At 37.4% G+C, this 20,916-nt stretch carries 17 protein-coding genes; all 17 read left to right on the top strand.

The window, feature by feature from the left end; genetic code table 11:
• Positions 1 to 3: 3 nt before the first annotated feature.
• The 17 genes from ACTQ45_RS03580 (at position 4) to queA (ending at position 20,870) form a co-directional block, all read left to right on the top strand.
• On the top strand, positions 4 to 1,092 hold the full coding sequence (locus ACTQ45_RS03580; protein WP_441750590.1) for an ABC transporter permease: 1,089 nt from the start codon (positions 4 to 6) through the stop codon (positions 1,090 to 1,092).
• A complete protein-coding gene (locus ACTQ45_RS03575) occupies positions 1,092 to 2,045 on the top strand; it encodes an ABC transporter permease (RefSeq protein ID WP_441750589.1) in 954 nt (317 codons plus the stop codon). The genes ACTQ45_RS03580 and ACTQ45_RS03575 overlap by 1 nt, the downstream gene beginning before the upstream one ends.
• A 104-nt stretch (positions 2,046 to 2,149) precedes the next feature.
• On the top strand, positions 2,150 to 3,427 hold the full coding sequence (locus ACTQ45_RS03570) for a M16 family metallopeptidase (protein ID WP_441750588.1): 1,278 nt from the start codon (positions 2,150 to 2,152) through the stop codon (positions 3,425 to 3,427).
• Entirely contained in the window at positions 3,420 to 4,706 is a 1,287-nt protein-coding gene (gene yfmH, locus ACTQ45_RS03565; protein ID WP_441750587.1) for an EF-P 5-aminopentanol modification-associated protein YfmH, read from the top strand. The genes ACTQ45_RS03570 and yfmH overlap by 8 nt, the downstream gene beginning before the upstream one ends.
• 75 nt (positions 4,707 to 4,781) lie before the next feature.
• Positions 4,782 to 5,837, top strand: coding sequence for a helix-turn-helix domain-containing protein (locus ACTQ45_RS03560; RefSeq protein ID WP_441750586.1), 1,056 nt, complete (start codon positions 4,782 to 4,784; stop codon positions 5,835 to 5,837).
• A gap of 9 nt (positions 5,838 to 5,846) precedes the next feature.
• Positions 5,847 to 6,431: a CDP-diacylglycerol--glycerol-3-phosphate 3-phosphatidyltransferase gene (gene pgsA / locus ACTQ45_RS03555; RefSeq protein WP_441750585.1), complete on the top strand. Its 585-nt coding sequence runs from the start codon at positions 5,847 to 5,849 to the stop codon at positions 6,429 to 6,431.
• A 176-nt stretch (positions 6,432 to 6,607) separates the two neighbouring features.
• Complete coding sequence (locus ACTQ45_RS03550; RefSeq protein WP_441750584.1) at positions 6,608 to 7,876, top strand: competence/damage-inducible protein A; 1,269 nt, start codon at positions 6,608 to 6,610, stop codon at positions 7,874 to 7,876.
• A 79-nt stretch (positions 7,877 to 7,955) separates the two neighbouring features.
• On the top strand, positions 7,956 to 9,023 hold the full coding sequence (recA, locus tag ACTQ45_RS03545) for a recombinase RecA (RefSeq protein ID WP_441750583.1): 1,068 nt from the start codon (positions 7,956 to 7,958) through the stop codon (positions 9,021 to 9,023).
• Between the two features lie 227 nt (positions 9,024 to 9,250).
• On the top strand, positions 9,251 to 10,810 hold the full coding sequence (gene rny, locus ACTQ45_RS03540) for a ribonuclease Y (protein WP_441750582.1): 1,560 nt from the start codon (positions 9,251 to 9,253) through the stop codon (positions 10,808 to 10,810).
• Positions 10,811 to 11,117: 307 nt separating this feature from the next.
• Positions 11,118 to 12,107 carry an LLM class flavin-dependent oxidoreductase gene (locus tag ACTQ45_RS03535; RefSeq protein ID WP_441750581.1) on the top strand — a complete coding sequence of 330 codons (990 nt, stop codon included), beginning with the start codon at positions 11,118 to 11,120 and terminating at the stop codon, positions 12,105 to 12,107.
• 221 nt (positions 12,108 to 12,328) lie between these two features.
• Positions 12,329 to 13,147 (top strand): TIGR00282 family metallophosphoesterase, encoded by an 819-nt coding sequence (locus ACTQ45_RS03530; RefSeq protein WP_441750580.1) that lies wholly within the window; start codon positions 12,329 to 12,331, stop codon positions 13,145 to 13,147.
• Between the two features lie 30 nt (positions 13,148 to 13,177).
• Positions 13,178 to 15,781: a DNA mismatch repair protein MutS gene (gene mutS, locus ACTQ45_RS03525; protein WP_441750579.1), complete on the top strand. Its 2,604-nt coding sequence runs from the start codon at positions 13,178 to 13,180 to the stop codon at positions 15,779 to 15,781.
• Positions 15,782 to 15,819: 38 nt separating this feature from the next.
• Positions 15,820 to 17,757, top strand: a complete 1,938-nt coding sequence (gene mutL, locus ACTQ45_RS03520; protein WP_441750578.1) for a DNA mismatch repair endonuclease MutL — start codon at positions 15,820 to 15,822, stop codon at positions 17,755 to 17,757.
• Positions 17,754 to 18,191, top strand: coding sequence for a peptide-methionine (R)-S-oxide reductase MsrB (gene msrB / locus ACTQ45_RS03515; RefSeq protein ID WP_441750577.1), 438 nt, complete (start codon positions 17,754 to 17,756; stop codon positions 18,189 to 18,191). The genes mutL and msrB overlap by 4 nt, the downstream gene beginning before the upstream one ends.
• 5 nt (positions 18,192 to 18,196) lie before the next feature.
• On the top strand, positions 18,197 to 18,793 hold the full coding sequence (ruvA, locus tag ACTQ45_RS03510; protein WP_441750576.1) for a Holliday junction branch migration protein RuvA: 597 nt from the start codon (positions 18,197 to 18,199) through the stop codon (positions 18,791 to 18,793).
• A 26-nt stretch (positions 18,794 to 18,819) separates the two neighbouring features.
• Positions 18,820 to 19,836, top strand: a complete 1,017-nt coding sequence (gene ruvB, locus ACTQ45_RS03505) for a Holliday junction branch migration DNA helicase RuvB (RefSeq protein ID WP_441750575.1) — start codon at positions 18,820 to 18,822, stop codon at positions 19,834 to 19,836.
• Entirely contained in the window at positions 19,836 to 20,870 is a 1,035-nt protein-coding gene (gene queA, locus ACTQ45_RS03500; protein WP_441762972.1) for a tRNA preQ1(34) S-adenosylmethionine ribosyltransferase-isomerase QueA, read from the top strand. The genes ruvB and queA overlap by 1 nt, the downstream gene beginning before the upstream one ends.
• Positions 20,871 to 20,916 lie beyond the last annotated feature (46 nt).

Below are 20,916 nucleotides of genomic sequence, written 5' to 3'. Positions count from 1 at the left end.
GCCATGCAAAAATTTCGAGGTGTTTTAGTACCTATTTTGACAGTTATTATTGGTTTGATTTTTGGTGCGTTGGTTATGTTAGTCTTTAATTATGATCCGATTGCTGGTTACAAAGCCTTGTATGAGGGAGCATTAGGAACGCCTTTTGCTACTGGACAGACAATTCGAGCAGCAACACCATTAATTTTCACTGGTCTAGGATTTGCAGTGGCATCAACTGCTGGTTTTTTCAACATCGGACTTTCTGGTCAAGCCTTAGCTGGTTGGCTGGTGTCTGTTTGGATTGGAGTATCATTACCAGATGCACCAAAACTAATTGCTTTACCATTAGCTATACTAGGTGGGATGGCTGCAGGTGCTTTATGGGCTGCAATTGCTGGCTTTTTAAAGGCATACTTTAATACGAGTGAAGTTATCGTGACGATTATGTTGAACTATGTTGCTGTTTATATTAGTGATTATGTCGTTAGAAATGTGATGACGGACCGTATGGACCGGTCACCGTTTGTTGGAGACAATGCATCGTTAGACATTCAATGGTTAACTGATTTAACCAAGGGTTCCACAATTCATGGTGGAATTTTCTTAGCAATTATCGGAGTGGTTATTGTATATATTATGATGAAACGGACGACTGTTGGTTTTGAATTTGAAGCTGTAGGCTTAAACCGACATGCAGCTAATTACGCAGGAATGAATGCTAAGAAGAATATCATTTTAGCCATGGTTATCTCAGGTGGTTTAGCTGGATTAGGTGGAGTAATGAGTGGTTTGGGTGAATTTGGTAATATATTCATGCAAAACGGGGTCGCACCAGCGATTGGTTTTGATGGTATGGCTGTTGCTTTACTTGGTGCAAATAACCCAATTGGGGTATTATTCTCTGCTTTCTTATTTGGTGGCCTAAAAACTGGTGGGAACTTAATGCCATTAGCGGCAAAAGTACCTCAAGAAGTTGTATCAATTGTTACTGGCTCAATTATTTTCTTTGTAGGTTCAAGTTATATCATTACTTACTTCCTAGATAAAAGAAAAAAACCTGCTATGGCAAATAAAGAAGTAATTACTCAAACTGAAGGAGGCGATGAATAATGGTACAAACTTTAGCCTTAATCGTATCCTCATCACTTGTTTACTCTGCGCCACTTATCTATACCGCGCTTGGAGGCGTATTTTCTGAGCGAAGTGGTGTTGTAAACGTTGGTTTGGAAGGTATCATGGTAATGGGGGCGTTCAGTTCCATTATTTTCAACCTTGCAATGGCACCGACTTTAGGGGACTGGACTCCTTGGTTTGGGATGTTGTTTGGTGGTTTCATTGGGATACTGTTCTCTTTAATTCATGCAGTTGCAACAGTTAATTTAAGAGCAGATCATATTATTTCTGGTACAGTGTTAAACTTAGTGGCGCCTGCTCTAGGTATTTTCTTAGTTCGTGTAATGTTTGATGGTAAAGGCCAAACTGATATTATTCGAGAATCGTTTGGTTACTTTAACTTCCCTATCATCAGTAAAATTCCAGTTATTGGGCAAATTTTCTTTACTAGAACGTCCTTAGCTGCTTATGTTGGTATCTTATTAGCCGTCATTGCCTGGTTTGTGGTCTTTAAAACAAGTTTTGGTTTAAGATTACGTTCAGTAGGTGAGCACCCTCAAGCAGCCGATACGTTAGGAATTAATGTTTATCTGATGCGTTATGCAGGTGTCTTATTATCCGGTTTCTTTGGAGGTATGGGTGGAGCGGTTTTAGCTCAATCTATTTCATTAGATTTCTCTATCTCGACTGTAGCTGGTCAAGGTTTCATGGCGATGGCAGCAATGATTTTTGGTAAATGGAATCCATTAGGAGCGATGGGGGCAGCATTATTCTTTGGTTTTGCTCAAAGTTTGGCTGTTATTGGAGGACAAATTCCATTTATTAGTGCAATTCCGTCCGTGTTCTTGCAAATTGCACCTTATATCATTACAATTATTGTATTAGTTGGATTTGTTGGGAACTCAAGAGGACCTGCTGCCAACGGTACAACTTATGTGAAGACTAAATAGAACAACGAAAAGACTGAGTTTTATGACCGAAGTAGTGACTAGCTTATGAAGCGTAGGTCGCTATTTCGGTTATTTTTATTATTTGTTAAATGAGGAGACAGAGTGTGAAAGAACTATATCAAGGGATATATCTAGATACCAAATTATCGAAAAAATACAAATCGAATATGATAGTCGTTAAATTTATAACGCCATATTCAGTAGCTTCTGCTTCTAAACGATCATTAATTGCTAGAATGATTGAAGATGGGTCTATATCAATTAAAAACAAGGGAATATTAGAACAAAAATTGGCCAACTTATATGGATCAAGCTTAGGCGTTTCAGTCCAAAGAAACGGTAATTTTCTTGAATTTACACTAAGTTCTACTTTAGTACGACCGTCACTTATAAAAGATTTAGCACCGAATTTATTGAGTGAGTGGTTTTCATTGATCTACTCACTGCTGTTCGAGCAAAGTTTTGATGACTCAAATGAATTTATTTTGGCGCGTTTTAAACGAGAAAAGCAATTATTATTGACAAGAATCAAACGTCGAAAAGATGTTAAAACGAATTTAGTAGCCCAAAATCTACTGGAGAAAATTTACCAGAATGATACAACTAAATATTTGGATGGTCTAGGTAGCGATTCAATATTGAGAGAATTAACGTTAGCAGATTTAGCGCAGGAGTATCGAAAACTATTAGATGAGTCTCTGGTATTGATTGGCGTTCATGGTGAATTTAGCGAAGAAAAGTTAATGACTACGGTAAGAAAGTGGCCATTATCCTCTCGAGTTATTGATTATAACTACAGTAATAATCAAATTATTGCGCCCGAAACATCATACCAACTATTTACTAAAGAAGTTGATGGCAAACAAAGCCATTTGGCAATGGCGTATCATTTCCCCTTTATCAGTACGTTACGTGGGCGAGTACAAATGCAACTGTTGAATGCAATATTTGGTGGATTGCCGAATTCATTGTTGTTCATGGAGATTCGCGAGAGTCAAAGTTTGGCTTATTCTATTTATTCATCTGTTGATTTTTCACGGAGCTTATTGCTGGTTTTTGCTTCAGTTGATGGTGAAAAGGTTGGTCATGTAATGAATGAAGTGAATAATCTGTTGGAATTAGTGAAAGAAAAAGTTGCCGATAAAAGTTTTTTAGCGGAGGTTAAGTTTACATTAATCAGTGATCATATCCAATCTAGAGATTATCAAGAGACAGAGTTGTATTTGCAAATTAATCAATTTTTGCAGCCAACTTTTCCTAGAGATGCCAACGTTTATCGTGATTATGTTGAAGATGTTCAAGAGGAAGATTTGTTGGTATTACTCAATGAGTTAAAGGCTATTACGAGTTTTGTATTGAAAGGAAGGGAATTGGATGCATAAGCAATTTTTTAAGGATGTAGACGAAACAATGATTCAGACCAAACTTAAAAATGGGTTGAGTGTGACATTGATTCCCAAAGAAGATTATCATCGTGTATATGGTATTTTGACCACCAATTTTGGTTCATTAGACGTGGCTATTGAGAATGTACAAACTGGTGAAGTGATTCCAATACCAGCCGGTGCCGCTCATTTTCTGGAACATAAGATGTTTGAAGGTCAAAATGGTGAAGATGCTTTCGTCAAATTCATGAGACAAGGTGCACAGGCCAATGCTTTTACTACGAATTTCCAAACAAGTTATTTATTCTCTACTTCTTTTCAAATCGAAAAAAATATTGAAACTTTACTAGACTTTGTTCAAACACCTTATTTTACAAAGGATGGGATCGAAAAAGAAAAGGGAATTATTGAACAAGAAATTATATCTTATCTTGATAGCCCTCATTGGCGAATTCATCAGTTATTATTAGAAGGACTGTATCCTAATCATCCTGCAGCTATTGATATTGCTGGAAGTGTAGCAAGTGTTAATGCAACGACCTATGCGGATCTTACGAACGCTTATAATGCTTTTTACCATCCCTCTCGAATGAGTTTGATTCTGGTTGGGAATATTAGCCCTGAGAAAGTAATTCCCTTGATAGAAGTCAATCAATCTAAGAAAAAATTTCCAGAGTTAGTTTATCAATCAAAACCAGTCCTTTTGGAAAGCTCTGTTGTGGATAAGCAAACAGTTAGAATGGAAGTCAGTCAACCCTTAGTAGCATTAGGCGCTCGTTTGGGGGAGATTAACGCGAGTAATGACCAGTTGCATCGATTAACACTTCAAAGCGCTGTTCTGATAGATTTATTATTTGGTCCAACGGCGTCTGTCTCTCAAGCTTGGTATGAGAAGAAATGGATTGATAATAGTTTTGATTGGATGATTTCTTCAAAAAATCCTATGCATTATTTATATTTAAGCGTTTCAACTGACTATCCCCAGGACATCTTATTAGAATGGGAAAATGTGCTCAAAGATTGGGAGAATTCTTTTGATTTAAATCAGATTCATTTTGAACAAGTGATAAAAGGAAGAATTGGAGACTTACTGCAAATGCATAATTCGCTAGAAAATATAGCGTATGCTATTATTGAAAGTGAGTTTGATGACTATGAGTATTTTAATACTTTGAAATATTTAAAAGATATGACACTATCTGATGTTATCGCATATGGAAAAAAATATTGGACAACTGCGGAACTAAGCCGTGCAGTTATTTTACCGATTGCTTAAAAAGAATTAATCATTCGGACATTATTCTGTGCTATAATATCTTTGTGTTTAGAAAGATGTAAGGGAGCAACCTGGATGAGTGAATTAGGTACACGTTTAAGAGAAGCCCGTGTTGAAAAAGGCTACACATTAAATACATTGCAACAAATGACTAAGATTCAAAAGAAATATTTACAAGCAATTGAAGAGGGACAATATGAAGAAGTGCCAGGCACTTTTTATGTCAGAGCATTTGTTAAACAATACGCAGATATGGTAGGTTTGAATGGTGACGAGTTGCTTGAAGAATATCAAGAAGAGCTTGAAACTCAATCAGATGAGATTGATGAAACCGTAGTACCGACTGAAACAGTCATACCTAGCCGACTATCTCAAAGACAAAATAATAATGAAAAAACTGCCTGGGAGTCAGTGTTTTCTTATTTACCAGTTGTTTTTTTAGTGGCTATTATTGTTTTGATTATGTTGACATTAATTATAGCAATTAATCGTATAGGAAATGTCGAAAAAAATACAAATGTGACGGAATCATCATCGACTAGCATCGTTAGCTCAGTTGAACCTGATTCAGTTGCATTACCTACAGAAGATGAATCCTCTGTTGAAAGTTTGGACTCTGAGGCAGAGTTGGCAGATAATCAAATTCAAGTAGGTGATCAAGTACTTACTTTAGTTTCAGCTGAGGGGGAAGAAACGACTTACGAGATTAGTGGTTCTTTCTCTGATTATACATTTGAAGTAGAAGGACTTGGTTTTGTTTGGGTAGGTATGTATGAAGATGAGATGATGGTTGTTGATGAGTCGATTGCCGAAGGAGATACCTTTGAATTTGCTGGTGTATCAGAAGGTACGACTAGCTTTAGAATTCGTTTTGGCTATCCAGAAGGTGGTTTACTCTTAGTTAATGGAACACAATTACCAATTGATAATCCATTCTTCGCAGATACCGTAGTGTTTGTGTTAGGTGATGAAACGGAGAATACTAACCAAGTGGAATCGAACGAAACAATTGAATTAGACATACCGTCTGATGAAACTGAAGAAACTGGCGAAGAAACAGCAGAAGAAACAACAGAAGAATATCAAGGACCCGCTGTTTTAGACCCAGGTACTAACACCGGAAATGAGTAGTGATTTATTATGAATATAGCAAATAAATTGACGCTAGCACGAATTGTAATGATTCCAGTATTTATTATATTGTTAACTTTACCACTTGACTGGGGACAAGTCACTTGGATGGGGGCAGTTATCCCGGTTCATCAATTAGTCGCAGGCATCATCTTTGCGATGGCTAGTTTTACTGATTATTTAGATGGCTATTTGGCTCGTAAATATAACTTAGTGACATCTTTTGGTGCATTTGCAGATCCCATGGCAGATAAATTACTTGTTTTGGCAGCGTTAATCATGTTAGTCACTGCTAATGTTATACCTGCTTGGATAGCGATTATTATTATTAGTCGTGAATTGCTAGTAACTGGTTTGAGAGTTTTACTTGCTCAGCATGATGGAAAAGTTATGGCAGCAGCAATGCCTGGGAAAATTAAAACATTTTCTCAAATGTTTTCAATAATTTTCTATCTATTTAATGACGCAGGCTTTGTTATGCTAAACATTCCAATGGCGGATATTTTATTATATATTTGCTTGTTCTTTACGCTTTATTCGGGCATAGAGTACTTTTACCAAGGACGATTTGTCTTTATGGATACAGTGGAATAAGACTATAAACTAAAATTAGAGGCGAATGATTGAGTTCATTCGTCTTTATTTGCTTAGAGGGTTATTTTAATAAGGGGGCATGTATCTTTATTAATTTATTTGGTGTCTTTATTAACTAAATGGGAAGTTCGACGCATATTTGCGGATTAAATACGTATTTAAGATAGAGGGGTTTTATGAAAGCAGAAATTATCGCAGTAGGAACAGAATTATTAATGGGCTACATAGTAAACACTAACACAAGTGATATTGCACAGAGTTTATTGGATATCGGCATCGGAACGTATTATCAACAGGTAGTAGGTGATAATCCAATTCGTTTAAAAGAGGCACTAACTTTAGCGTCAGAACGGTCAGACCTCATTATTCTTTCAGGTGGATTGGGACCGACTCGAGATGATGTGACAAAAATTATATTGGCAGAATTTTTAGACGAACCACTAGTCTACGATCAAGCTCAATTGGCAAAAGTCGAGGCAAATTACAAACGAAACAATCGTAAAATGACAGAGGGGGATTATCGTCAAGCGTTGACTATAGAAAATGGGGAAACACTTTTTAACGAAGTCGGCTTAGCTTGTGGGCTTGGTTACCAACGAGGCTCTTGCCTTATGGCTGGAAGACACCAACATTATATCGTTTTACCAGGACCGCCATATGAAATGAAACATATGATGGAACATTATGTGAAGCCCTATTTGAGTAAACATCGTGAAGAAAAGATTGAAATTGAATCGATGTATCTAAACTTTTATGGACTGGGAGAAGCAAGGGTTGCCCAAGCAATTGATGATTTAATCCTTTCTCAGACAAATCCTACGGTGGCAATTTATGCACGTCCTCGTTTAACGACTATTCGTATCACAGCTAGTGCGCTAGACAAAGAAACAGCGCATTCAATGAATAGTCAAATGGCTAAACAAATAAAAGTTAGAATGCTTGACTATTATATTGGTAGTGGGGAACATCTGTCCTTCGAGGCTTACATTTTAACGATGTTAAAGGAAGGTCAGAAAACGCTAAGCGTAGCAGAAAGCCTCACGGGTGGATTAGTGATGACGAGTTTGACGGCAGTTCCTGGCTCATCAGATGTACTCAAAGGTGGCTTTGTAACTTATCAAACAGCGATGAAGGAAACTCTATTAGGCGTCAATCATGACCTCATAGAAGAATACAGTGTGGTGAGTGAACAAGTTGCTCAAGATATGGCAGAACAGTGTTTAAGTCGTTGTAAATCTGATTTCGCGTTAAGTTTGACGGGGGTGGCGGGGCCTGGACCTTTAGGGGAACAACCTGCTGGTCGAGTTTTTATTGCCCTAGCCATAAAAAATGAATCAACACAAATAAAAGAATTAATGATTGATGATAAACCTCGAGAAATTGTGCGAGAAATAGCAAAATATGAAGCTTTAAATTTACTAAGGAAATATTTAACAGAAAAATAGAACGTTTGTTCGTTTTTCGCTTGCATTCTTTCAAATTATTAGATAAACTGTAAAAGAAGTTATGGAATGGAGGATTTTCATGGTAGATAAAAAAGAACGTCAAAAAGCCTTAGAAATGGCAATGAAAACAATTGAGAAAAATTACGGTAAAGGTGCCATCATGAAGATGGGAGAAAAAGGGGATACTAAGATTCAAACAATTCCTACTGGCTCATTAGCACTTGATGTAGCATTAGGTGTTGGTGGTTACCCGCGCGGTCGTATTATTGAATGTTATGGACCGGAATCGTCAGGTAAAACAACAGTTGCTTTACATGCAATCGCAGAAGTTCAAAAACGTGGTGGTATGGCGGCATTTATTGATGCAGAACATGCGCTTGATCCAGATTATGCTGCCAAATTGGGTGTAAACGTTGATGAGTTATTATTGTCACAACCTGATACAGGAGAACAAGGATTAGAAATCGCAGATGCTTTAGTTGCTTCTGGAGCGATTGATATTGTTGTAATTGACTCGGTAGCTGCTCTAGTACCTCGTGCAGAGATTGAAGGAGAGATGGGAGACTCACACATGGGTCTACAAGCTCGTTTAATGTCACAAGCTTTACGTAAACTATCTGGTTCAGTAAACAAAACAAAAACGATATGTTTCTTCATTAACCAAATTCGTGAAAAGATTGGTATTATGTTTGGGAACCCAGAAACGACACCTGGTGGTCGTGCATTAAAATTCTATTCAACCGTTCGTCTAGAAGTAAGACGTACTGAAACAATTAAAGATGGCGGGACAATGATTGGTAACCGTACGCGTATTAAAGTTGTGAAGAATAAGGTTGCTCCTCCGTTTAAAGAGGCTATTGTTGATATTATGTATGGGCTAGGTATCTCTCAAACAGGAGAATTAGTCGATATGGCATCAGACATTGATGTGATTAATAAAGCAGGATCTTGGTACTCGTATGGAGATACCCGAATCGGACAAGGACGCGAGAATGCGAAACAATACCTTGAGGATAATCCTGAAATTCGTCAAGTTGTTGAATTACAAGTGCGTAAGCATTATAACATTGGAACAGCAGAAGAATTGGCTGCAATGGAAGAATCAGCCTCTAAAGAAAAAGAAGTAACAGAACTTCCATTAGATTAAAAAGAGAGTTATAAGATCAATTAATAGATAGCAAAAGCCCAGTAAAATGGTATTTTGTTACGTTAATTGATCTTTTTTTGTAATGAATCTATCTAACGTAAGCGGTTTAGTTCATTGACAGTTTACGAATTTAAACGTATTATAATGTTATGTGGCAACACATTATTTGTTTTATGTCAAAAAATTTTTAAAATGAATAAATTATAATAGATTCGGAGGTGACTCAAATGGACTTTATGTCATACGCCTTCGCGATCGTTACTTTAATTTTAGGGACAGGAATCGGTTTTTATATTCGTAAAAAATCCGACGAAAAGAATGTAGCTGGTGCTAAAGCTAACGCTGAAGCAATCATTGATGATGCAATTAAACAAGCTCAAATCTTAAAACGAGAAGCGCTTTTCGAAGCGAAGGAAGAAAATATTAAGTACCGTAATGAGGTTGAGCAAGAGTTAAAAGAACGTCGTAGTGAAGCTAATCGTACAGAGAAGCGGCTAATTCAAAAAGAAGAAAATCTAGAAATCAAAAGCAATAATTTAGATAAACGCGAACTAAATTTAGAAGCTAAGGAAGAAGATTTCTTCAAACGTCGAGATGATTTAGTTAATGAAGAAACTAGAATTCAATCATTAATTGATGCCCAAAAGACTGAACTGGAAAGAGTTTCAATGCTTTCACGTGATGATGCAAGAAAAATCATCATGGATGAAACCGAGCAAGAGTTATCGCACGATATTGCGCTAATGATTCGAGATGCTGATCAAAAAGCTACCGATGAAGCAGATCGAAACGCTAAAAATATAATCCTTCAGGCTATTCAACGTAGTGCATCGGATATTGTTACAGAAAACACTGTCACAATCGTTCATCTACCTAATGATGATATGAAAGGTAGAATTATCGGACGTGAGGGTCGTAATATTCGAACACTTGAAAGTTTAACAGGGATTGATTTAATTATTGATGATACACCGGAAGCGGTCGTTATCAGTGGTTTTGATCCAATCCGTCGTCAAATTGCTAAGTTAGCATTAGAGAAATTAATTCAAGATGGCCGTATCCATCCAGCTCGTATTGAGGAAATGGTGGATCGCGCTCGTAAAGAAATTGATGAGAAGATACGTGAAATTGGAGAAGAAGCAACTTTTGATGTGGGTGTGCATTCGTTACATCCAGATTTAATTAAAATTTTAGGACGTTTATCTTATCGTACTAGTTATGGACAGAATGTCTTAAAACATAGTATTGAAGTTGCAAAATTGGCTGGAGTAATGGCTGGAGAACTTGGAGAAGATATTAGCATGGCTAAGCGTGCAGGTTTATTGCATGATATTGGAAAAGCGCTTGATCATGAAATTGAAGGTTCCCACGTTGAAATCGGTGCAGAAATTGCTAATAAGTATAATGAACCGGAAATTGTTATTAATTCAATTGCCTCTCACCATGGGGATACATTGCCTACTTCAACAACCGCCGTACTAGTTGCTGCAGCAGACGCATTATCTGCCGCAAGACCTGGTGCAAGAAGCGAATCATTAGAAAATTATATTCGTCGTTTGGAAAAACTCGAAGAAATTTCAAATAGTTTTACCGGAGTTTCACAAAGTTATGCTATTCAAGCAGGACGTGAGATACGCGTAATGGTAAAACCAAATGAAGTGAACGATGCGCAATCTATTCGTATCGCTAGAGACATCAAGAAACGTATTGAAGAAGAAATGAACTATCCAGGCAATATTAAAGTAACAGTAATTCGCGAGACAAGAGCGATTGAGTACGCGAAATAACAGAAAATAACAAAATTACCAGCAGGTTGACAACATTAAGTTGTTAACCTGCTTTTATTTATTTTTACTGACTTTATTTACAATGTTTGATATCAACTGTATTTTGATTAAGCTTAAAGGGTTAAATGGTTAATCTATCTGATTGAACTGCCTATTTTTGAAGAAAAACTTAGTTGCAGAGAAAACATCCTGCGTTTTGCTTTACCTTTCATTCAAACGGATGTTTGTTATAATAGGAGTATGCCAATACATTTAGTGCTTTCACACATATAGAAATATTAGAACACTTTTAATAGGAGGATGTACTATGACAAAAGTTTCTGTTTTAAATTTGGTGCCACATTTCGAAGGTGAAACTGAAAAAGAAGCCATTGATCGAGCAACAGGTTTAGTGTCAATTGTTGAAAAACAAGGATACACTCGTTATTGGGTTGCAGAGCATCATAATTTCAAAGGGGTCTTGAGTTCAGCCACAGATTTAATCATGCAACATTTATTAGCTAATTCATCAACGATTCGCTTAGGTGCGGGAGGCGTTATGATACCTAACCATACCACTCTACAAGTAGCGGAAAGATTTGGTACTTTAGCGACGTTATATCCTGATCGTATCGATTTAGGTTTAGGACGCGCACCAGGGACTGACCAAGCAACAGCACGATTGATTTATAGGGGAGATTCAAGTGAGGGAGGCTTTGCGCGTTCGATTCTAGAGTTGCAACGTTACTTCGGTCCAGAGGAAATCCAAGAAGAAGTGATTGCTAATCCAGGAATCGGTTTAGAAGTACCTTTATATATCTTAGGAAGTTCTATTAGTTCAGCCTACGTCGCAGCGGAGTTTGGCTTACCGTATTCTTTTGCTTCTCACTTTGCTCCTCAACAAATGTCTGAAGCGTTAGAGATTTATCGTTCTCGATTTAAACCATCAAAACAACTAGCGCAACCATATGTTATAATGGGTGTCTTAGGTTACGGTGCACAAACAGATGAAGAAGCTGATAGGCTCTATATGATTAATCAAAAAGTAACATTAGATTTAATCAGAGGAGAACAAGGGCATTACAAACAACCGGATGAGAATTTCCGTGATCAATTAACGTCAGCGGAAAAATTATTTATCGACTCTAGAATGGGTATTAGCTTAAAAGGTAGTAAAGAAACGATCACCAAGCAATGGCAAGAGTTATCAGACACTTATCAAGCAGATGAAATTATTGTAGTTTCTTACTTGCCGACATTAGAGCAATTAGAAACATCTTATGGAATAATTGCAGAGGTCGTTTTAAATGATAAATAAATAGAACTGTATACTCACTTGCCACAACAAAAAAGTGATATCAGACTCCAATGAGTGCCAATTTTGATTTAAAAACCAGCAGACGCAGCATTTGCTAGTCGAAAATGAAATATGCAACTTTTTTGTATAGTAAAGTATCAGTGCCTAATTGCCTGATACTTTATTTTTATCATAATGATTGATAAAATAGATTAGATGTCAAGATTAGAAAGAGGACTTTCATGAAAATATTATTTATAGGCGATGTCGTCGCTGCAAGAGGGCAAGAAGCACTCAGTCAATATTTACCAGAATTAAAACAACGTTTTCGACCACAATTAACGATTGTTAATGGTGAGAATATTGCAGAAAATGGAAAAGGTATCACTGAAAAATTATATAAATGGTTGTTAAATCAAGGGGTAGATGTGGTAACGTTAGGCAACCACGCTTGGGATAACAGAGACATATACGAATTTATTGACTCAGCAAACTGCTTAGTGCGACCGGTTAACTTACCCAAAGGGACACCAGGTAAAGGTGTACATTATGTGAAGGTTAACCAAGAAGAAGTAGCCATTATTAATGCTTTAGGGAGTGTCTTTATGGGACCGTGTATCGATCCTTTCCAAGTATTGCCTGATGTGATTAAGGAAGTCAGAGAAAGAACGCCTCATATTCTGATTGACATGCATGCTGAAACTACAAGCGAAAAGCAAGCAACAGGGTGGTTATTTGACGGTCAAGTATCTGCAGTAGTGGGTACACATACGCATGTTCAAACGAACGATGCGCGAATTCTGCCTAAAGGAACTGGCTATATGAGTGATGTAGGGATGACTGGCGCTTTGAATAGTATTATTGGTTTTAGACCAAGCGACGCTCTACACAGGTTTACAACTCACTTACCACAACGCCTCACTCCAGAAACAGAAGGACCATTTGTGTTAAGTGGAGTGTTTATTGAAACAGATTCCCAAACAGGCTTAGCTAAAAAAATAGAACCGATTCGCTTGAGCAATAGTAATATGTCATCGGTCAGTAAACGAAAATTTGATTAAGAGTTATGTGAATTAGAATGAGGTGTAAGTGTGTCAAGTAAAGCAAAAGTAACGCCAATGATGGAACAGTATAATGAAATGAAGGCACAATATCCAGATGCCATCCTATTTTTTAGGTTGGGTGATTTTTATGAAATGTTTAATGAAGATGCAATTGAAGCAGCAAATATTTTAGAAATTACACTAACCTCGCGAAATAAAAAAGCAGAGAATCCTGTGCCAATGTGTGGTGTACCACATCATTCAGCAACTGACTATATAAAAAGATTGGTAGAAGCAGGTCGCAAAGTAGCGATTTGTGAACAAATGGAAGATCCTAAATTAACCAAAGGGATGGTCAAGCGTGAGGTTGTTCGCGTTGTGACTCCAGGTACTATTTTGGAAGAGGATGCCATTCCTAATAAAGAAAACAATTACTTAGCAGCTTGCTATTTTAGTGGACAACACTATTATGTAAGTTTTATCGATATTTCAACCGGAGAGATTCAATTAACGCATACAGATGACTGGGTACAATATGTCAATGAAATTCAAGCAATTCATCCAACTGAGATTGTGATGGAAAGCTTGCACAAAGAAACAGCAGAAGCGATAAAGATCCATGAAGCTGTTAAAGCTCATTACACTTATTACCAATTACCTGAGGATACTAAAGGTGAAATTGGATGGCAGTTAGATCAGGCAACTAAAGAGGAAGCTTATTTATTAAACGTTCTTTTCGAATATTTATTCAGTATTCAAAAGCAAGCATTGCACCATGTTAAACCGGTTCAGCGCTATGAATTGAGTCAATATTTACAAATGAATCATTATGCCAAGGTACAATTAGAATTGACGCGTTCTTTGCGAACTCAAAAGCGTAAAGGAAGTCTATTATGGCTGATTGATCGTACAAAAACTGCCATGGGTGGACGTTTATTACATCAATGGCTAGAAAAGCCCTTATTAAGAATGGAACCATTAGTGAAACGTCATCAAAAAGTGGAGCAGTTGATGAATCATTATTTCGAAAGAGTCGATTTGATGACTTGTCTGGGCAAAATATATGATTTAGAACGTCTTGTAACAAAGATAAGTCTAGGAACAGCGAATGCTCGTGATGTTGATCAGTTACGTTATTCATTGAGTCAAATACCGGTAATTAATCACCTCCTAACTCAAATTAATCAGGAACTCAATGGTCTTTCTGTCGAGGTGTTCGATTTATTACCAACATTTTCTGATTTATATCAGCATATTGAAGAGGTCTTAGTTGATGAGCCACCCATATCGATAACGGATGGTCATATCATAAAGACAGGTTATCATGAGGAATTGGACCGTTATCATGATGCGTTAGAAAATGGACAACAATGGTTAGCGCAGTTACAGTTAAGAGAACGTGAGCTAACAGGCTTAAAAACATTAAAGGTTGGTTATAATAAAGTCTTTGGCTATTATATTGAAATTAGTCGCTTACAGGCTGCACAATTGAAGGATGATCGCTATATTCGTAAGCAGACTTTGGCGAATAACGAACGTTATATCACTGAAGAATTGAAAGAAATGGAAACAACAATTTTAAGTGCTCAAGAAAAAGCTGTAGATTTAGAGTATCGCTTATTTTTAGAACTACGAGCAAAAATTAACGAATCCATCAGCCCACTTCAATTTTTAGCGAGTCAAGTCGCTGAACTGGACGTTCTATGTAACTTTGCAACAGTAAGTGAAACAGAAGGCTACGTGAGAGCGGATTTAACGACGGATAACAAAGACATGATTTTAAAAGATAGCCGTCATCCAGCTGTCGAAAAACTAATAGGCCAAGCGGCATTCGTACCGAATGATTTAGTTATTACACCAGAACAATCGCTCTTGCTACTTACTGGGCCCAATATGTCTGGTAAGAGTACTTATATGCGTCAAATTGCTTTTTGCGTTATTATGAACCAAATTGGTTGTTTCGTTCCTGCAAAAGAAGCGCGCTTACCGTTAATTGATCAGATTTTCACCCGTATCGGAAGTTCTGATGATATTTCGAGTGGACAAAGTACATTTATGGTTGAAATGATGGAAACTAATTATGCGATTTCTCAAGCAACAGAACGTAGTTTATTATTATTCGATGAATTAGGTCGTGGGACAGCTACCTTTGATGGTATAGCCTTAGCAGAAGCGATTTTATACTATATTGCTGAAAAAGTGAATGCTGCGACGGTTTTTTCAACGCATTTCCATGAATTAACTGAACTCGATGAGAAAATATCAACGTTAAAGAATGTTCATGTTGGAGCAACTGAGCATGAAGGAGAAGTTGTCTTTTTACACAAAATTATCGATGGACCTGCTGATAAAAGTTATGGGATTCATGTAGCTAAATTAGCTGGTTTACCTCAATCCTTATTAATTCAAAGTCAAAAGACGTTGACGGAATTAGAAGCTAAAGCCCACCAATTACGTCACCCTGGCGCAGTCCAAATGAGTTTGTTTGATGAAACAATTAAACCATCAGATGATAAACTAGAAAGTCCTGCGAGTGCAATATCTAGTGAGATTAAGCAGGTGTTAAAAGAGATTGAAGACGCTAATATTAATTTAATGACACCTTTTGAAGCAATGCAAAAACTACTCGACTGGCAACAGCAGTTGAAATAACCCAATAGTAAACATACAATGTCTGGAAGGAGGATTTTATGGGGAGAATTAAACAAATGTCAGAGGCATTAGCTAATCAGATTGCTGCAGGAGAAGTGGTCGAAAGGCCCGCTTCTGTTGTGAAAGAATTAGTTGAAAATGCGATTGATGCGAATGCAACAGATATAGTTGTTGAACTACTCGAAGCGGGGATTCAAAGAATTCGTGTCATTGATGACGGTGATGGAATGGACGAGGAAGATATTGGATTGGCATTCCAAGCACATGCGACAAGTAAAATTTACTCAGTGCATGATTTGTTCAGTATTCATACCTTAGGTTTTAGAGGAGAAGCTTTGGCTAGTATCGCCTCTGTAGCTAAAGTGAGACTTGAATCTAGTCAAGTGAGTGATGAAGATGATGCGACAGGTCATTTTGTACAAGTTTCGGGTTCAAGAATTGTTGAACGTGGTATATCAAAACCAAGAAAAGGGACAATTATTACAGTAGATAGTCTTTTCTATAATACACCCGCTCGCTTAAAGCATTTAAGTAGCATTAAGACGGAATTAAGGCATATACTTAATTTTGTTCAAGAGATTGCCCTTTCTTTTCCAGAAATACGCTTTACATTAAGTAATGACGAACATAAATTATTCACTTCTTTTGGAACTGGGCAGTTGAGACAAACAATTGCTAACGTGTATCAACCCGCTTTAGCCAGACAATTACTTGAGATAGAAGCAAGTGATAATGACTTTGAATTGTCAGGCTTTATTTCACCACCACAGTTAACACGTACGAATCGCCAATATATTCATTGGATTGTGAATGGACGAGCGATTAGAAGCTACGCTTTGAATAATATACTTATCAGAGCCTATGGAAGAAGATTGATGATTGGACGCTTTCCAGTGGCGATTATTCGAGTGAATTTAGACCCACGATTGGTTGATGTCAATGTTCATCCGACTAAACAAACGATTCGTTTAAGTAAAGAGGAAGAACTCGCTAAACTATTAACACAAACAGTTCAAGAAAAGCTTAGTAGTATCAACCCAGTGCCGGAAGTTGATCTAAAAGACATTCCTAATCTACCAAAGCAGAAGCCTCGTGTTGAAACGTTACCATTTGAGTTTAGACAGATAGAAAAGCAAACTTCATTTGACGGGCCGACAATGACCGAAAAAACTGATAAAAAAATAGTCACTCAACCAGAAACAGCCATAAATAAGGCATCTAACGAGTCTTCATCTTCGGATATCTTTAAAGTTGAAGCCCCCGTCGGTGAGTATGATGCAGTCCAACAGAATCAAGTTGAGGCAGAAACTAATGAAAACAAACTCACCAAAGATTCGCAACAAGCAATTGAGAAAACAGCACATCTGATTGACTTTAAACAGTTACGATATGTTGGACAAATTCATGGTACTTATTTGATTGCAGAAAGTGAAGTAGGCTTCTATTTGATTGATCAACATGCTGCTCAAGAGAGAAGTCGTTATGAAGCATTTATGCGTTATGATCCTAATGTCTTATTGCAGCAACAGTTGTTATTTCCGATTGTTTTTAATTTTACCCAAGCGGAAGTATTGCAGATTGAACAGATGCAGGAACCTTTTGAACGCTTGGGGATATTTTTAGACGCTTTTGGGCCTACAAGTTTTCAGTTAGAGAGTTATCCTAATTGGTTATTGCAAGATGAAGTGGAACAAATGGTGTATGATTTAGTCGAATTATTAAGCGATCAGCCAGATTTAACAATCGCTCAAATAAAAGAAAAGACTATCATTATGAAAAGTTGTCGAGGCGCTATTAAAGCCAATCACTATTTAGACGAAAGACAGGCAAAAGCATTGATTGAGAGCATGGCGGAGTTAGAAGATCCTTACCATTGCCCCCATGGCCGACCGGTTTTTATTGAATTTAATCAGAATACGTTAGAGAAACTATTTAAACGAATTCAAGATCCACATGAAGGAGGTCATTTTAGATGACAAAGGAAAATTTTAAAGAAACAATTGAAAACTTAACAGAATTACAATACAAGGTTACTCAAGAGGAATTTACAGAACGTCCATTTTCAGGAGAATATGATGATTTTTATGAAAAAGGTATCTATGTAGATATTGTGAGTGGAGAACCGTTATTTTCTAGTACAAGTAAATATGATGCTGGCTGTGGCTGGCCATCTTTTTCTACTCCAATTCCAGGTAGTAGTTTAAAAGAAGAAATTGATAACTCACTTGCAAGAACACGGATTGAAGTTAGAAGTTCACAAGCAGATTCTCACCTAGGGCATGTCTTTGAAGATGGACCCGAAGATATGGGCGGACTACGTTACTGTATTAACTCTGCATCATTAAAATTTGTTCCGCTAGCTGAAATGGACGACGCAGGCTATAGTGATTATAAGAAGCACGTGGAGTAAGCAATATGTATGAATTTATTGAAGGAACATTACTTCATATCTATCCTACCTATTTAGTACTTCAAGCCAATGGGATGGGTTTTCAGATATATTGTGCTAATCCTTATCGTTGGCAAGATTTACTAATGCAAACAGCAAAAATTTATGTTGAATTAGTGGTTCGAGAGGATTCAATGACTCTATATGGCTTTAAAGATTTAAGTGAAAAGAAATTATTCTTAACTCTGAATAAAGTTTCTGGAATTGGTCCTAAGAGTGCAATGTCAATTTTAGCATTGGATGACCATCAAGGCTTAATTCAAGCCATTGATGCAAGCGACAGTAAGTATTTAATGAAGTTTCCAGGTGTCGGCAAGAAAACAGCTCAGCAAATGATTTTAGACTTACAAGGGTCACTAGATTTTGCAGCTGATTTCACCAACGACCCTAAGGACGCTCAAGAGGTTCAACAACAACAGCTCTTAGAAGAAGTCTACGAAGCTTTATTAGGTTTAGGTTACTCACAAAGAGAAATTAAGCGCATTGAAAAACCACTTGGTGAACAAAACTTTGAGAATACTCAAGCGGCGTTAAGTGTTGCGTTTAAATTATTAATTAAATAAAAACAAGTGATGAGAGGAGGGTGAAAATGAGCGAAGAACGAATAACTAGCGCAGAATTGTTAGCGGACGAAGTTGAAGTATTAAGTTTACGTCCGCAAAGATTAGCTGAGTATATTGGTCAAGGTAAAATTAAAAATGAGCTAAGTATCTATATTCAAGCAGCTCAACAAAGACAAGAAGCATTGGATCATGTTCTGTTGTATGGCCCTCCTGGACTTGGAAAGACCACATTAGCCATGGTAATTGCCAATGAATTAAATGTTGGTATTCAAACGACCAGTGGTCCAGCAATTGATCGCCCAGGGGACTTGTTAGCAATTCTCAATGAGCTAAGCCCAGGCGATATACTATTTATTGATGAGATTCATCGCCTGCCACGAGTGGTAGAAGAAGTATTATATTCTGCTATGGAGGACTATTTTGTAGATATCATTGTGGGACAAGGTCCATCAGCTCATCCTGTGCATTTCGAATTACCACCATTCACATTAATTGGAGCAACTACAAGAGCTGGGATGTTGTCTCAACCTTTAAGGGATCGGTTTGGAATCATTGCTCATATGGAGTACTATCAACCCGCTGACTTGAAATTAATAGTGGAACGTAGTGCCGTTGTTTTTGATACTCAAATTGACGAAACCGGTGCGACGGAGGTTGCTTTGCGAAGTAGAGGGACACCTCGTATTGCAAACAGAATTTTGAGACGCGTTAGAGATTACGCGCAAGTAAAGAGTGATGGAATCATAACTAAAGAAATTACCGAAGCGGCTTTAGACATATTAGCAATAGATGAAAAAGGATTAGATACTATCGACCGTCGTTTATTGATAACAATGATTGAACATTATAATGGTGGACCGGTAGGGATAAATACGATTGCCGTAAATATAGGCGAAGAAATTGAAACTGTTGAAGATATGTATGAACCTTATTTGTTACAAAATGGTTTTCTTAAACGAACACCTCGCGGGCGTGTGGTAACACCATATGCGTATGAACATTTAGGTATTCGCTATCCAGATAGAATGAAAGAGGAATTTTAATGTTAACGACTAAAGATTTTGAATATGATTTACCTGAAGAATTAATTGCGCAAACACCCCTAGAAAACCGAAGTTCATCGCGTTTGTTAGTGGTTAATCGTCAAACGGATGAATTGACTGATACGACGTTTGATCATGTTTTAGATTACTTACAAACAGGCGATGCTTTAGTGGTAAATGAGACTAGAGTTATTCCAGCACGGATATTTGGAGTAAAACCGGATACCGGAGGGCATTTGGAAGTGTTACTGTTAACCAATACGCATGGCAACCAATGGGAGTGTCTTGTAAAACACTCTAAACGAGCAAAAGTTGGAACAGTCATTCATTTTGGTGAGGATGCTCGATTAAAGGCGACAGTTGTTAAAGAGTTAACGCACGGTGGCCGGATCATTGAGTTTTCATATGAAGGTGTGTTTTTAGAGGTGCTAGAATCATTAGGCGAAATGCCCTTACCTCCGTATATTAAAGAACGTTTGGATGATCCAGACCGTTATCAAACTGTTTATGCGAAACATAATGGCTCAGCTGCGGCTCCAACTGCTGGCTTGCATTTCACTCCAGAATTATTGGAACAAGTGAAGAAAAAAGGCATAGAACTTATTCCGCTAGTACTACACGTTGGCTTGGGAACGTTCCGACCCGTTTCAGTAGACAATTTAGAAGATCATGAAATGCATGCGGAATTTTACCAATTAAGTGAAGAATCTGCCTTGAAAATTAATCAGGTGAAAGCTAATGGTGGTCGAGTTGTAGCTGTTGGCACCACGAGTGTCAGAACCCTCGAAACAATTGCGTGCGAGAATAACGGTAAATTGCTTGCAAGTTCAGGCTGGACATCAATATTTATTTCTCCAGGTTATACATTTAAAGCTGTAGATGCATTAATTACCAATTTTCATTTGCCAGCTTCAACACTCGTTATGTTAGTAAGTGCTTTTTATAATCGTGAAGCAGTTATAGCAGCTTATGAACATGCAGTGGCGCAGAAGTATCGTTTCTTTAGTTTTGGCGATGCCATGTTACTAATTTAAATTAAGCACTCTACTTAAAAATATAAAAAAGCGAGCTAGCGTCAGA

It is taken from the genome of Fundicoccus sp. Sow4_D5 (assembly GCF_052116365.1).
GTDB lineage: Bacteria > Bacillota > Bacilli > Lactobacillales > Aerococcaceae > Fundicoccus.
The sequence above is the reverse complement of the archived record's forward strand: the minus strand, read 5'-3'. Positions and strand labels throughout refer to the sequence as shown.

Excerpts from the sequence above, each read along its gene's own strand:
- ACTQ45_RS03580 (WP_441750590.1), top strand. The coding sequence starts at position 4 with ATGCAAAAATTTCGAGGTGTTTTAGTACCTATTTTGACAGTTATTATT.
- ACTQ45_RS03575 (WP_441750589.1), top strand. The coding sequence starts at position 1,092 with ATGGTACAAACTTTAGCCTTAATCGTATCCTCATCACTTGTTTACTCT.
- yfmH (WP_441750587.1), top strand. The coding sequence starts at position 3,420 with ATGCATAAGCAATTTTTTAAGGATGTAGACGAAACAATGATTCAGACC.
- ACTQ45_RS03560 (WP_441750586.1), top strand. The coding sequence starts at position 4,782 with ATGAGTGAATTAGGTACACGTTTAAGAGAAGCCCGTGTTGAAAAAGGC.
- pgsA (WP_441750585.1), top strand. The coding sequence starts at position 5,847 with ATGAATATAGCAAATAAATTGACGCTAGCACGAATTGTAATGATTCCA.
- ACTQ45_RS03550 (WP_441750584.1), top strand. The coding sequence starts at position 6,608 with ATGAAAGCAGAAATTATCGCAGTAGGAACAGAATTATTAATGGGCTAC.
- recA (WP_441750583.1), top strand. The coding sequence starts at position 7,956 with ATGGTAGATAAAAAAGAACGTCAAAAAGCCTTAGAAATGGCAATGAAA.
- rny (WP_441750582.1), top strand. The coding sequence starts at position 9,251 with ATGGACTTTATGTCATACGCCTTCGCGATCGTTACTTTAATTTTAGGG.
- ACTQ45_RS03535 (WP_441750581.1), top strand. The coding sequence starts at position 11,118 with ATGACAAAAGTTTCTGTTTTAAATTTGGTGCCACATTTCGAAGGTGAA.
- ACTQ45_RS03530 (WP_441750580.1), top strand. The coding sequence starts at position 12,329 with ATGAAAATATTATTTATAGGCGATGTCGTCGCTGCAAGAGGGCAAGAA.
- mutL (WP_441750578.1), top strand. The coding sequence starts at position 15,820 with ATGGGGAGAATTAAACAAATGTCAGAGGCATTAGCTAATCAGATTGCT.
- msrB (WP_441750577.1), top strand. The coding sequence starts at position 17,754 with ATGACAAAGGAAAATTTTAAAGAAACAATTGAAAACTTAACAGAATTA.
- ruvA (WP_441750576.1), top strand. The coding sequence starts at position 18,197 with ATGTATGAATTTATTGAAGGAACATTACTTCATATCTATCCTACCTAT.
- ruvB (WP_441750575.1), top strand. The coding sequence starts at position 18,820 with ATGAGCGAAGAACGAATAACTAGCGCAGAATTGTTAGCGGACGAAGTT.
- queA (WP_441762972.1), top strand. The coding sequence starts at position 19,836 with ATGTTAACGACTAAAGATTTTGAATATGATTTACCTGAAGAATTAATT.